Genomic DNA, 13,119 nt, shown 5'->3' with positions numbered 1-13,119 from the left:
GGCGGCAGGGGGAAGCGATGAAGCAGGTACTCATTACGGGCTTCGAGCCGTTCGGAGGCGAGAAGCAAAACGCCGCCTGGGAGGCGGTGCGGCGCCTTGCGGAATACGCGCCTGAAGGAACGAACGTTACGATCAGGCAGCTGCCGACCGTTTTCGTCAGGTCGGTAGAAGCGCTGAAGCAGGCGATTCGCGACATACGGCCGGACGTCGTTCTGTGCGTCGGTCAGGCGGCCGGACGCAGGCAAATAACGCCGGAGCGGATCGCGATCAATATCGACGATGCCAGAATACCGGACAACGACGGTCAGGCGCCGATCGATAAGCCGATCGTTCCCGGAGGACCGGCGGCATACTGGTCCACGCTGTCGATCAAAGCGATCGTGAAGGAGATTCGGGCAGCAGGAATCGAGGCGGCCGTTTCCAACTCGGCAGGCACGTATGTGTGCAACCATCTGTTTTACGGCCTCGCCCATCTGATCGCTACCGAGTACCCGCATATTCGCGGCGGCTTTATTCATGTCCCGCAGCTTCCGGAGCAGGTTCATGCCGATTCGGATTGGCCCGGTATGCCGCTGGACAGCATCGTCCGCGGGCTGGCCATCGCGGTGGAGACGAGCGTTCGCACCGAGCGGGATATCGAGCAATCGGGCGGGCTGGAAAGCTAGACTTCCGCTGTCACACGAACTCCGCGAAAGCGGAGCGGCGAAAAACAAGAAACTTCAAACGAATCAAACATGCGGGCCGTCGATACGTCGACGGCTTTTCGGTGTGATCATTTCCGCTCCGCCATTCGTCTGTACTGAGAAGGGGATAGGTGGACGGTTTGCTTGAAGACGCGATTAAAATGCGCCAGGTTTTCGAAGCCGACCTGTGCGGCGATCGAGAGCACGAGTTTGTCGGTTTCCCGAAGCAGGCGCTTCGCTTCGCCGATGCGGGCGTACGTCAAATACTGAACGAACGAGAAGCCGGTCATTTCCTTGAACACCCGGCTAATGTAATACGGGCTCCAATAAAACGTTTCCGATAAATGGGCGAGCGTGAGCGGGTACATATAGTTGGCGTTAATGTATGCCGCGATTTCCGATATTTTGCGGTGCAGATGCGATTCGAACGGGGAGACTGCGGCCTCGTACTTTTCCATCCGCCGGCCGACGAACAGCAGCAGATCAAGGACAAGCACTCTCATTTGCAGCGCCATAACGTCAGGCTGCTCCTTCAGATCCTGAACGATCCGGAATACGATGCTCTCCAGCGCCTGCCGGTCATCCGGCTCCAGCCTTACTGTATACAATCCCGCCCGGTAAGGGCGAAGCAAATATTCGGCATACCCGGTGTCCATAAACGTTGTCAGCAGCTCTTCCTTGAAATGGATGACGAGCCGGTCGTGCTGCGTCGTATCGGCGGCCAGCGTTCGGTGCAGCTCGTCCTTCGGCACGAAAACGAGGTCGCCTTTCCGAATCGGGTACAGCCGGTCCTTAATGAAGTAATTCCGGCGACCGGACATGAGGTAGTACAACTCGTGCGTGTCGTGAAGATGATTGTCGGTCATGTCGAACATGCCGAAGTATTGCGAATACCCGACAAGCAGCTCCGAATCCTCATAAACATAATGCTTTGGCTGCTGTTTCCCCGGCATGGCCACGGGTAATCCCCTCCTCAAGATTCAATGTACCAAATTTTCCCTCATCCGAACAGCAAGAATTGCAGGGGAGAAGTATACAATTGCAAGCTTGCATACAGATTCGTCCTGCCCGATCCAGTATGATCGTAGTGGAGAGGAAGTGAATGCGCTTACTATGAGAATAAGCTTCTCAAATCTTGCACCAGGAAGGCACCGAATGAATCCGGTCGGAAAGGGAGGGTCAACCATGAACAAGTGGACAAAAAACGCGTATTCCGTCTCAGGGATCGCCGCGTTGACGCTGCTTGCAGGGCTGCTAGGAGGGTGCGCCGCTAAAAGCGGAACGCCGGGAGGGGAGAGTGTACAGCCGCCTGCGACAGCCGATACAGTTAAAAAAGCGCCGGCGATTGACACAAGCCCGGTTACGCTCAAACTGTTTTTCACTACCGGCTTCGACGACAAGGACATTCAATCGTTAATCGTGGAGCCGGTTGCCAAGAAGCACCCGAATATTACGGTGAAGGTCGTTAAACCGGGCACGGGGACTACGATTCAGGAACTGGTTGCCGCCGGAGATATTCCCGATATCGTGTTTACATGGAACGGGGATTTGGGCTTGTTCAAGGAACTAGGTTTGCTCGAAGATTTGACGCCGCTGGCGGGTAAAATTGGACTTGACCTGAAAAAGTTCGATCCGACCGTTCTGGACGCGATCCGCATCGTCATGGACAATCAGCTGTCGGCGATTCCGTTTGCGGTTAATTTTAACGCTACCTATTACAACAAGGACATCTTCGACAAATTCGGGGTCGCCTATCCGAAGGACGGGATGTTCTGGGACGAACTGATTCCGCTGGCGGAGAAGCTGTCCCGGAGCGAAAACGGCATCCGGTATCGCGGGCTCGATCCGGAAAACATCAACCGGATGTCGATGCCGCTGTCGCTTACGATGCTCGATCCGAAGACGGACAAACCGGTTGTTTCGAGCGATTCGTGGAGAAGCGTCTTCGAGCTGGCAAAGCGGATATGGGACATTCCGAACAATAAGCCGGATAAGCTGAACGGGACGGGCAGAACGCAGTTTATGAACGATAAAAACGTAGCGATGCTGCCGGTGCAAAATATTTTGAATCTCGGTCTCGAGGCGGCGGAGAAAAACGGTTTGAACTGGGATATGGCCCAATACCCGAGCTACAAAAACAAGCCTAACGTTTATGGGCATGTGGACACGCATATTTTCGCCGTAACCAAGACGAGCAAATACAAGGACCAGGCAATGCAACTGCTGGGCGTCATTACGTCCGACGAGGTCCAGCGTCTGAGCACCCGGACGACGGCGCGCCTGTCGTCGCTGAAAGATATGGAGCTTCGCAAGCAGCTTGGAGCGGACATGGCGTTTTTGAAGGGCAAGCATCTCGAGGCCGTGTTCAAAAGCACGCCCGCTCCCGCTCCGGCGTTCTCGACGCTCGAAAACAGCGCGCGGCCGCTCCTGCATAAGGGATTTGAAGCTTATTTCAACGGTACCGACGTCAATACGGTCATCCGGGATACCGAAGCGGAAATGAATCAGCTGGTTTCGGCATCGCGGAAAAAAATAACGTCGGGAATCGGTCGATAACAGGATCTTGAAAGCTGGCCCAAGCGGACAGCTTCTTTTTTTGCAAAAAAAGGTTGTAAGTTTCGCTCGATGTGTTACTATTTGGAATATAGGGAGACTATGGTCATACCATAGTATTAATATAAATAAGAAGTGATTCGGATCGGCCAGAAAGCATTTTGTAAAGGGAGTCCTCACGGGCTCCTTGAAAGGATAACCACTAACAGTACCAGGAGATGAACCCGTATGATCCAAAAAGGAAAAATCGTTCTTGATCTGCGGCCCGGCGAAGGCAACCCGCGCAACAGCGAAGGCGCATTTATCGATCTCCGCGATGGACGTATCCTGTTCGTGTACAGCCGTTTTATCGGGACATCGTTTGACGATACGGCCAAGGCGTGCCTCGCCGCTCGCTACTCCTCCGACGGAGGCGAGACGTGGTCGGACGACCGCATTGTTGCCCAGCCGGAAGACTACAGCGCGCTCAACATTATGAGCGTCTCGCTGCTGCGGCTCGGTAATGGCGATATCGGCCTGTTCTATTTGCCGCGCTATGGCTGGCACGACATGCGTCTGAACTTGAGACGGTCTTCCGATGAAGGCGCAACGTGGAGCGATCCGGTCGTCTGCGTGCCCGGCAAAGGGTACTACGTCACGAACAACGACCGCGTTATTCGGCTCGCCTCGGGCCGGCTTGTCGTCCCGGCGGGTTATCACCGGATGAAGGCGGGCAGCGATACGGAGTGGGGCTCATTCGACGGCAGGGCGATCACGTTTTTCTTCTTGTCGGACGATGATGGATATACATGGCGAGAGGCGAAAAACTATTGCTCGACCGGGGTGCCGAGAACGAAGAGCGACATGCAGGAGCCCGGCGTCATCGAGCTGGCGAACGGGTCGTTATGGGGATGGGCGAGAACGGACCTCGGGTGCCAATACGAGGTATTCTCCCATGACGGAGGCGAATCCTGGAGCCAGCCGGCTCCCTCCGCCTTTACTTCGCCCTGCTCGCCGCTATCGATGAAGCGGAATCCGGCCAGCGGCGAGCTGCTTGCGATCTGGAATCCGATACCAGCCTACAATACCCGCCCCCTGGACAAACATAGCTGGGGCCGAACGCCGCTCATCGGCGCCGTCAGCAGCGATGAAGGGAAGACGTGGGGCCGCCATTTTGCCGTAGAGCGGGAAGAGGACCGCAACGGCTGCTGTTATGTCGCGATCCATTTTTCCGGGGACGACGTGCTGCTGGCTTACTGCGCGGGCGAAGCCGAGGACGGCATCTGCCTGTCCCGACTGAAAATCCGCAAAATCCGCGCTTCCGAGCTATAAGCGGCGGAGGGTTATACGAGCAGTTTAAGGCCGACGGCCGCGCACAGCACCATAGCGATGAACAGCAGCCGTCTCCAGTCCTTCGATTCGCCGTAGGCGAACATACCGAGCATGGCGCTGCCGACGGTGCCGATACCGGTCCATACCGCGTAGGCCGTGCCCATCGATATCGTGTTCATGGCGTAGGATAATAGCAGCAGGCTGAGCGTGAAGCCTCCGAACAATATCGCATAGGACAGTAGGCTTTTCGAGCGGTTTACGCGGTTAATGCCCGACACGCCGACGACCTCGAAGCATCCGGCCAATACGAGAGCGAGCCAATCCATCCTAGTGCACCTCCTTCGAGCCGGTTTCGCTCGTAATCACTTTGAGGCCGATGACGCCGGCCAGCAGCAGCAGAATGAGCAGCATTTTCGCTATTTTGAACGGTTCGCCGAATACGAGCATTTCCATCAGTACCGTTCCCGCAGTCCCGATGCCGGTGAATACGGCGTACGTCGTGCCGACGGGAAGCCGCTTCGATGCGCGAATGAGCATATCCATGCTAATGAGAATCGCTAGGACCGTACCGATCCAGGTCCAGACGTTATAAGCGTGCTTGAGGCCGCTGACCCAGGCGATTTCGAACAATCCGGCGACAAAAACAAGCGTCCAGTTACGATTCATGAACAGATCCACCTCTTTCTTGAAGTCTAGTATCCGCCAATCGCAGGCAGATTAATAAAAACGGAAAAGCCCGGCAGATATCATGGCAGCATGATATCCTCCCGGGCTTTTTTCCCTCCGTGTACGCAGACGTATCGGTCTGCGCGTTTTCTCTCGGACCAGGCCGGCCTTGCGCCGCGGAACCCTAGAAAACAGTAACGATACTAATCGTACGTGATTAGAGGGGGACAGTCAAGACATTTGTTCGTTTCATCCGCATATAAAGACCCAATTCGGTCTCTATTCGCTTGGCGCGTATGGTATAATGATGGGACACCCATTCTCGCAGCCGTGTGGCGGATGAAGGAGGAAGCAGTCATGTTTTCGATTCCGGATCATCTCGGTTACGACCTTGCGGTTTTATTTATTGGCTTTAACCCGAGCATACGGTCCGGCGAGACCGGGCACCATTATGCGAATCCGAGCAATCGTTTCTGGAAAATCTTATACGACGCCGGCTTGACGCCGCGCAAATACAAGCCGCAGGAAGACGGGGAGCTGCTGAAGCTGGGATACGGCTTTACGAATATCGTCTCCAGACCGACGAAAACGGCGGCGGAAATTACGAAGGAAGAGTACAAAACGGGCCGCCTGAAGCTGATGGCCCTGCTTCAAGAGTATCGCCCGAAAGCAGCTTGTTTCGTCGGCAAGGGCGTGTACGAGCAGTACAGCGGCCTGGGACGGATCGAGTGGGGCGAACAGCCGCATCCGCTCGTTCATGGCGTGGTCGAATTCGTCGCACCTTCATCCAGCGGGCTCGTACGGATGCCGACGGATGAAATAACGGAAATTTTTCGCGGTTTATTGCCATATGTTGAACAATTCCGCCAGGAAAAAGGTGGGAAATCATGATCGTCGGCGTGTTGTCCGATACGCATCTATCCGGCCGCTCTCGCGGGCTGCCACGCACTATGATGACCGCTTTTCGCGAAGTCGATGTCATTCTCCACGCAGGCGACTGGGTGACGTTGGACGTATACGAGGAGCTCTCGAAGCTGGCGCCCGTGTACGGAGTGGCCGGGAACGGAGATCCCGAGGCGATTGTCCAAAGGTTCGGGCTGAAAACCACGGTCGAATGCGGCGGGGTGCGAATCGGGCTCGTCCACGGCCATACCGGTCCGGGCAAAACGACGCCCGAGCGGGCGATCCGGGCTTTTGCGGACGACAAGCCGGATCTGATCGTGTTCGGTCATTCCCATATCCCGCTGCTGGAGAAATCGGGACAGACGGTGCTGTTCAATCCAGGCTCGCCGACGGCGAAAAGGCGGCAGCCGGCTTATTCGTACGGCCTCGTGACGATAAACGGAACCGCGTTCGAGGCTAAGCATGTTTTTTTCGCGGATCCATTATAACCCTACACCTACACATAGAGAGAGGAACGATCATCATGAACATTGTCCATTATTCGAAACCGAGTCCGCAGAAAAAAGAGGGCGAAGATGCGATCGTGCTCAATCCGGCCGCTCGCGTATACGGGGTCATGGACGGGGTGACTCCGATCGTCGATTACAGGGACGAAGACGGACATAATGGAGCTTATCTCGCCTCGAATACGATTCGGGTGTATTTGGAACGGCTGCAAGGCAGTATAAACTTGAAGGAGTCGATGGTTGCAGCGAACGGGGCGATCCGTCAGGCGATGCTGGACAGCGGCATCGATCTGAACGTCAAACACGGGCTGTGGGCGTCCTGCTTCGCCGCTGCGTATGTGGACGAAACGGGCGGCATCTCGTATGCCCAGATCGGGGATTGTATGGCCATCGCCCGGTATGCGGACGGCCGGGTTCAGGTGCTGACGGAAAATCGCGTATCGGGCGTCGCCGCAAGGGCGAAGGTGAAACGGGCGAAGGAGCGCGAGATGGGCAAGACTGTCGAGGACGAAAGCTATTTCGAGAACGTTCACGCCAGAATCGTTTACCACCGGACGTTTATGGCGAATACGGCGGAAGGTTACGGAGTGGCGAACGGAACGCCGGAGATGGAGTCATACATCCAGGCCGGAGTCGTTCCTGCGGAAGGGCTCACGCATCTGCTGCTCATCTCGGACGGCATGTTCCACCCGGGATTGCCGCTGGAAACGACGATGGAACGCATCGTTCAGGAAGGCTTTGAACCGTATGTCGAGCAGGTGGAGGCGGCCGAGAAGGAGAAAGGGATGAATCCCGACGACCGCTCCGCCGTTCTGTTCACTTTCTAGTGCGGTTGTAGCGATCCCGCAAATAAAACGGCAGAGGAGGTCGATTGCCATCAATCGCGATTTCATCAAGTTGAAGCCGCTCGCCGGGGAATTGAAAGTATCGCACAAAAAAACGAACTTCGGCATCTCCGTCTCCACGAAGGAAGTGGTACTGCACAAGCCTCATGTCAATTATTATATGAACTTTGAGGATATCGTCAGCATTACTCCTTTCGACACGACGGAGCTCAAGCAAATCCGCTTCGTAAGCCGCCATGTCGGCGGACACGAGGTCGTTCAAGCGGGAGACGGGATGCCGTATTACAACGTATACGCCAAGCAGGTAACGGTTCATAACCGCAGCGGCTTGTTCCAGCACGGCGCGATGCGGTTCATCATCCCGATCGACCCGGATTTGATGCGATCGATCGGAACGTATGGCGCCTGGGACGTTTCACTGGATATGTAGCGTTATGGCGAACCGAACAGCCGTCTGTCAGGCGTCCAGCTTCAGCGCTTGTTCCCAGATCGCTTCATCCACCGGTATGCCTTCGCGCAGGTTGCGCTCGCGTACGCGTAAGGTCTCCTCGCCGGGATAACGGGCTCTGCCGCCGTTCTCGTCCGGTGACGCCGCATGCAAATCGTCGATCATGGCCAGCACTTTGCGGTCCAGCTCGTCGCGGTCCGGCAGACGCGCCGCGTCTATGGCGATAAACACCTGGGACAAGTTCCGCTCGGCTCCCAGCTTGCCCATATCCATCGACGAATTGCCGCCGGACAGCATCGTCACGATCAGATCGAGCATGAACGACAGGCCGGAGCCTTTCCAGAAGCCGATCGGCATCGAGCGTCTCGTCTCGATAATGGCCGCGGCATCCTGGGTCGGGTTGCCTTCCCGATCAAAGCCGCCGTAGACGGGCAGCGGTTCGCCGCTCGCGGCATGAATGCCCATTTTGCCGTAGGAAAACTGGGACATGGCGATGTCGAGCACGATCGGCTCTCCGCCGGTGCGGGGGGCGGCGAAAACGACCGGATTGTTGCCGAGCTTGCTGTCCTTGGCTCCCCACGGAGGCATGTTCGGAATCGTATTCGTCCAGCATATGCCGACGCAGCCCGCTTCGGCCGCCTGCCAGCCGTAGCTGCCGGCGCGCATCCAATGGTTCGTGTTGCGGATCGCCACGCAGCCGACGCCGTGCTGCTTCGCCAGCTCGATCGCGCGAGTCATCGAAGCATGCGCGTTCAGGTTGCCGGGACCGGAATGGCCGTCCCAGCGCTCGAGAACGCCCATGCTTTCCGCCAGCTCGGGCTCGGCCTCCACGCGGACGTAGCCTTTACGGATGTAGTCGATAAAGGTGGGAAAGCGGTTTAGTCCGTGGGAATAGACGCCATCGCGGCTCGTTTCGGTGAACAGGCGCGCGCAAAGCTCGGCCCGGTCGGCGCGGAAGCCGTTTTTTACGAGAACGGACCGGAACAGCTCGAACATGGTTTCAAACGGAATTCTCAAATGCTATCAGCTCCTTTACTTTGCAGTATATCAAATCAGCCGGGCTTCGTGGCGGAAAGGGCGGAAAAAGCTTGGATTTTTCGAACAAGGTTGTGATTGTCACCGGCGCGGGCAGCGGAATCGGGCAAACGGTGTCGCGCGAATACGCCTTGCGGGGCGCTCGCGTCGTCGTAGCCGAACGGGACGAGGAAACGGGACGTCGTCACACGTCAGCTCTGGTAGATGCCGGCGGCTCTGCGCTGTTCGTCAAGACCGATGTCCGTAGGGAAGCGGATATTATATCGCTTGTGAACGAGACGGTGAATCATTTCGGTACGATTGACGTTTTGATCAACAATGCCGGCGTGTCCCGCTTCAAACCGATATACGAGCTGACGGCGGACGAATTCGACGATGTGCTGTTTACGAATTTGCGCGGAACGTTTCTGTGCGCGAAGGAAGCGGCCAAAGTGATGCGCGGCAATCCGTCAGGCGGCGCGATCGTGAATATCGGCTCGACGCGAGCGCTCATGTCGGAGCCAAATTCGGAAGCGTATGCCGCTTCCAAGGGAGGCATCGCAGCGTTGACGCACGCGCTGGCGCTTTCGCTCGGGGCGGATCGCATCCGGGTCAACTGCATCAGTCCGGGCTGGATCGAGAACGGCGATTACGGATCGCTTCGGCAGATCGATCACGCCCAGCATCCGGCAGGACGCGTAGGCAAACCGGACGATATCGCCAAAGCTTGTTTGTATTTGACCGATCCGGAAAATGATTTCGTCACGGGCGCCCATCTGGTTGTCGACGGCGGAATGACGCGCAAAATGATATACGAACCATAGGACGGAAGGTTGGACACTCGTTTGGAGTGTCCTTTTCGTCTCGAGTACTGCCTGTTGCAAGTAATGGCGCGATCCGGGAAAATGGAGCATAGGGATTTCGGGACAAAAGGAAGGAGCATCACAATATGAGAATAGAACGGATGAAAACGCCCCGTATGGAGAGAGCCGCGGACACAGGCGGCGCTTCCGGTTATCGCGAACCGGAGGGGGCGGATGCGATCCCGTATTTCGGACTGACGATGAAGCGATCGCATTTGCTGCACATTCCAAGCGCAGAGCTTCTGGAAGGTTACTCAATCCGTCCGTTCGTCTCTGGCGACGAGGCGCATTGGGCCCGTATCGAATGTCTGTCCGGCGAGTTCAAGACGGAAGAGGAGGCGCTGCGGCATTTTCGCAAAGAGTTCGGGGAGCATATAGCGGAGATGGAGTCCCGCTGTTTGTTCGTTGTCGATCAAGACGGGCTTCCGGTCGGTACGACGACTGCATGGTACGGTACGTTTGACGGCCGACCGATCGGACGCATCCACTGGGTTGCGGTCATTCCCGACCATCAGGGCAGGAAGCTGGCGAAGCCGCTCTTCACGGAGGCGCTGCGAACGCTGGCGTTGTTTCACGAGGAAGCCTATTTGACGACACAGACGACCAGCTATAAAGCGGTAGGCATGTATTTGAACTACGGCTTCGCTCCTGTGCACCAAAAGCCGGAGTGCCGCGAGGGGTGGGCATGGATCGAGCGGCTGCTGGGCAGAAGCGTCGAAACGGAAAGGATGAACGATCAATGACGGCGGAGCATAGCCGTAACCGGAAAAGCAGATGGTTCGTTATGACAAGCATCGTGCTGGCCGTTCTGATCTCTTCGATCGATTCGACGATTACGAACACGACGGTGCCGCACATCGTCAAGGAATTGGGCGGCTTCGAGCTGTACGCATGGAGCTTTGTCGCTTACATGATTACCTCAACCGTGCTGACTCCGATCGCCGGGAGGCTGTCGGATCTGTTCGGCCGGAAAAGAGTGTTCGCGACCGGCATGCTCGTTTTTATGCTCGGCTCTCTACTGTGCGGCAGCGCGCAAACGATGCTCGGCCTTGTGCTGTTCCGCGCCGTGCAAGGGATCGGTGCCGGGATCATGAATCCGTTCCCGGCTATTATCGCGGGCGACCTGCTTTCGGTGGAGAAGCGCGGATCGGTGCAGGCGCTGTTTTCCGCGATGTGGGGGATCTCTGCCGTGATGGCGCCGCTGCTTGGCGCCGTATTCGTCGAATACGCAAGCTGGCGCTGGATTTTTTACGTAAACGTTCCGGTCTGTATTGCCGCCATACTGCTGCTTATTCCGTACAAGGAAGTTTATGAGCCCAGACGCGCGCCTGTCGATGTAGCCGGGGCCGTTTTGTTTACGGCCAGCATCAGTTTGCTGCTGCTGCTCACGGTCGTGAGCAAAGGACTTCTGCTGTACGGTGCCGCCGGCATTTTGCTGCTCGCCGTATTTATCGCGTACGAACGGAAGCACCGCTCGCCGCTTATCCCGTTATCGTTGTTCCGCATAAGGAATGTGGCCTGGATGATCGGCAACATTTTTCTCGCTTGCGCCGCGTTATTCGGCACGTCCAGCTACATCCCGCTGTACATGCAAGAGGTGCACGGGTACGGACTGTTCATGAGCGGACTTCCGCTGCTTGGCCAGGCGGCGGGTTGGATGCTCGTCTCCGTGCCGGCCGGCAAATGGGTCATTCGCTACGGATACCGCCGCCTGCTGTTGTCCGGCAACGCACTGCTGATCGTGTGTGGCTTCGCAGCGTACATGCTTCATGCCGACAGCGCCTTCTGGTATGTGTTCATGATTATGTTCGTGCAAGGGCTGGCGTACGGACTCATCTTCACGGTCACTACGATCGGCGCACAAGAGCTTGTTGAGCCCCACCGGAAAGGCATATCGACCTCGATGATGTTTTTCTCGCGCAATATCGGGACGGCAGTGGGCACGACGCTCATGGGCGCGTTTTTGACCAAAGCGGCGGATACGATGACCGGCATTCATCAATTGCTGACGTATGGCTTCTGGATGTCGCTGCTGGCATTCGTATCGTGTCTGTTCATCCAGTCGGCCCAGGCGGCGAAACGGAGCGAGCGGACGGCTTAGCGGGTGCTGGTCAAAATCGATTACAGCGATTTTCGCCCTTACTTCATTACGGAGCTTTCCTCATAATGGAACTAGGATACACTTGTGTCCGAACCGAATGAAGTAAGGGGGAGGTTTATGAGCAAGCCGCATAATGCAGAGCTTGTTAAGTCAATGTGGGATCAATATCATCCGGTTTACATGGAGTGTATACTCAAAGATCGTCCCGATTACCATCAATTTTTTGCCGATGGAGGGGTAGACGATCAATTCGAATTCCGCTTGCTTGGCGATGTTTCCGGTCTGACGCTTCTGGATACCTGCTGCGCCTGCGACGCTTCGCAAGCTTTTTCCTGGACGAATCTGGGGGCTATAGTCACTGCCTGCGATATTAGTCCCGTTGCGATTCGAATCGCCGAGGAAAACGCCCGCAAAATAGGCTGCGACGTTCGCTTTCAGGTGGCGGATGCACAAACGCTGCTGCCGATAGCGGACAACGCGTTTGATATCGTATACGCAACCTATATTTGCTGGTATGCGGATGTTGAAGCGGCATTCCGTACTTGGCATCGAGTGCTCAAGCCCGGAGGGAGGCTGCTATTTACAAGCTCTCATCCGGTTACCAATTGTCTCGATGTGCAGGACGGAGCCATCACGCTTACATGGAACTACCATAATCGAGAGCCCGATTATTATACGTTTGATGCAACGCCGGCGGGGAGAAAGTATGGGATCGACATGAATCTGCCGACCGTGAACTTTCATCACACCCTGTCCGATATCGTAAACGGAATCGCCGCTGCCGGCTTTCGGATCGAGCGGATGGCGGAGTCGGAAGCGGAGCAAACCGGGGAGCCATTACATGGATTGCCCGGTGCTATCGCAATTGTTGCCAGAAAATAGACTGCGGGGCAGGAGCATAGAACCAGTAAGTAGTTTCTACTCGGCAGACATAGCGAAACGAAGCGGCAGTCCAGGAACTGAGCAGGTTCCCGGCTGCCGCTTCGTGTTGTTTCGCGCGGATGATAACAGCTATGCTTTTGGAATTTGAGACGTTTCTTGCCGGAAACCATGCCGCCCTGCAAAAGGCCCCGGACCCTACATTTTGCAACATAGTGCAAAAATACCGTACAATTTTGTACGTACTTGTGCAAAAAGTTCGGGCTAGACTACAAAGATTTTTCCGCCTGCAAGAGGTAAAATAAGGGCAAGATGTGAAAGCGGTTACATAAAAATGGAGGCGGAAT

15 protein-coding genes and 1 riboswitch are annotated in these 13,119 nt (G+C 56.2%); of the genes, 11 read left to right on the top strand and 4 right to left on the bottom strand.

Going from position 1 to position 13,119, the window contains the following annotated elements; genetic code table 11:
- Nucleotides 1-17 precede the first annotated feature (17 nt).
- A complete protein-coding gene (gene pcp, locus D7M11_RS00215; RefSeq protein WP_120745140.1) occupies nucleotides 18-665 on the top strand; it encodes a pyroglutamyl-peptidase I in 648 nt (215 codons plus the stop codon).
- Between the two features lie 107 nt (nucleotides 666-772).
- On the opposite strand, the gene D7M11_RS00210 is transcribed toward pcp, so the two are convergent.
- Entirely contained in the window at nucleotides 773-1,636 is an 864-nt protein-coding gene (locus tag D7M11_RS00210; protein ID WP_120745139.1) for an AraC family transcriptional regulator, read from the bottom strand.
- A gap of 232 nt (nucleotides 1,637-1,868) precedes the next feature.
- On the opposite strand from D7M11_RS00210, the gene D7M11_RS00205 reads away from it, so the two are divergent.
- Entirely contained in the window at nucleotides 1,869-3,239 is a 1,371-nt protein-coding gene (locus tag D7M11_RS00205; RefSeq protein WP_158606367.1) for an ABC transporter substrate-binding protein, read from the top strand.
- A 225-nt stretch (nucleotides 3,240-3,464) separates the two neighbouring features.
- Nucleotides 3,465-4,547, top strand: coding sequence for a sialidase family protein (locus tag D7M11_RS00200; RefSeq protein ID WP_120745137.1), 1,083 nt, complete (start codon nucleotides 3,465-3,467; stop codon nucleotides 4,545-4,547).
- A gap of 11 nt (nucleotides 4,548-4,558) precedes the next feature.
- Here the strand turns inward: D7M11_RS00200 and D7M11_RS00195 are convergent, their stop codons facing one another.
- Nucleotides 4,559-4,873: a DMT family transporter gene (locus tag D7M11_RS00195; RefSeq protein ID WP_120745136.1), complete on the bottom strand. Its 315-nt coding sequence runs from the start codon at nucleotides 4,871-4,873 to the stop codon at nucleotides 4,559-4,561.
- Nucleotide 4,874: 1 nt separating this feature from the next.
- A complete protein-coding gene (locus D7M11_RS00190) occupies nucleotides 4,875-5,213 on the bottom strand; it encodes a DMT family transporter (protein ID WP_120745135.1) in 339 nt (112 codons plus the stop codon).
- A 96-nt stretch (nucleotides 5,214-5,309) separates the two neighbouring features.
- A riboswitch (guanidine-I (ykkC/yxkD leader) is annotated at nucleotides 5,310-5,412 on the bottom strand.
- Between the two features lie 158 nt (nucleotides 5,413-5,570).
- On the opposite strand from D7M11_RS00190, the gene D7M11_RS00185 reads away from it, so the two are divergent.
- From D7M11_RS00185 to D7M11_RS00170, 4 genes are all read left to right on the top strand, one after another.
- Nucleotides 5,571-6,104, top strand: a complete 534-nt coding sequence (locus tag D7M11_RS00185; protein WP_120745134.1) for a mismatch-specific DNA-glycosylase — start codon at nucleotides 5,571-5,573, stop codon at nucleotides 6,102-6,104.
- The gene (locus tag D7M11_RS00180) at nucleotides 6,101-6,604 is read left to right on the top strand and encodes a metallophosphoesterase family protein (RefSeq protein WP_120745133.1); all 504 of its coding nucleotides are present in this window, start codon (nucleotides 6,101-6,103) and stop codon (nucleotides 6,602-6,604) included. The genes D7M11_RS00185 and D7M11_RS00180 overlap by 4 nt, the downstream gene beginning before the upstream one ends.
- A 35-nt stretch (nucleotides 6,605-6,639) precedes the next feature.
- The gene (locus tag D7M11_RS00175; RefSeq protein ID WP_120745132.1) at nucleotides 6,640-7,449 is read left to right on the top strand and encodes a protein phosphatase 2C domain-containing protein; all 810 of its coding nucleotides are present in this window, start codon (nucleotides 6,640-6,642) and stop codon (nucleotides 7,447-7,449) included.
- Between the two features lie 70 nt (nucleotides 7,450-7,519).
- A complete protein-coding gene (locus tag D7M11_RS00170) occupies nucleotides 7,520-7,897 on the top strand; it encodes a hypothetical protein (protein WP_240040906.1) in 378 nt (125 codons plus the stop codon).
- A gap of 27 nt (nucleotides 7,898-7,924) precedes the next feature.
- On the opposite strand, the gene yiaK is transcribed toward D7M11_RS00170, so the two are convergent.
- On the bottom strand, nucleotides 7,925-8,932 hold the full coding sequence (yiaK, locus tag D7M11_RS00165) for a 3-dehydro-L-gulonate 2-dehydrogenase (protein WP_120745130.1): 1,008 nt from the start codon (nucleotides 8,930-8,932) through the stop codon (nucleotides 7,925-7,927).
- Nucleotides 8,933-9,003: 71 nt separating this feature from the next.
- On the opposite strand from yiaK, the gene D7M11_RS00160 reads away from it, so the two are divergent.
- From D7M11_RS00160 to D7M11_RS00145, 4 genes are all read left to right on the top strand, one after another.
- Nucleotides 9,004-9,753, top strand: coding sequence for a glucose 1-dehydrogenase (locus tag D7M11_RS00160; RefSeq protein WP_120745129.1), 750 nt, complete (start codon nucleotides 9,004-9,006; stop codon nucleotides 9,751-9,753).
- A 125-nt stretch (nucleotides 9,754-9,878) separates the two neighbouring features.
- Nucleotides 9,879-10,535: a GNAT family N-acetyltransferase gene (locus D7M11_RS00155; protein WP_240040905.1), complete on the top strand. Its 657-nt coding sequence runs from the start codon at nucleotides 9,879-9,881 to the stop codon at nucleotides 10,533-10,535.
- On the top strand, nucleotides 10,532-11,893 hold the full coding sequence (locus D7M11_RS00150; RefSeq protein ID WP_120745128.1) for an MDR family MFS transporter: 1,362 nt from the start codon (nucleotides 10,532-10,534) through the stop codon (nucleotides 11,891-11,893). The genes D7M11_RS00155 and D7M11_RS00150 overlap by 4 nt, the downstream gene beginning before the upstream one ends.
- A 117-nt stretch (nucleotides 11,894-12,010) precedes the next feature.
- Nucleotides 12,011-12,775 carry a class I SAM-dependent methyltransferase gene (locus D7M11_RS00145; RefSeq protein ID WP_120745127.1) on the top strand — a complete coding sequence of 255 codons (765 nt, stop codon included), beginning with the start codon at nucleotides 12,011-12,013 and terminating at the stop codon, nucleotides 12,773-12,775.
- The last annotated feature ends 344 nt before the right edge of the window (nucleotides 12,776-13,119 follow it).

It is taken from the genome of Paenibacillus ginsengarvi (assembly GCF_003626695.1).
Lineage (GTDB): Bacteria > Bacillota > Bacilli > Paenibacillales > NBRC-103111 > Paenibacillus_AB > Paenibacillus_AB ginsengarvi.
Note: the sequence above shows the minus strand (reverse complement) of the source record. Positions and strands in the feature narration are given on the sequence as shown.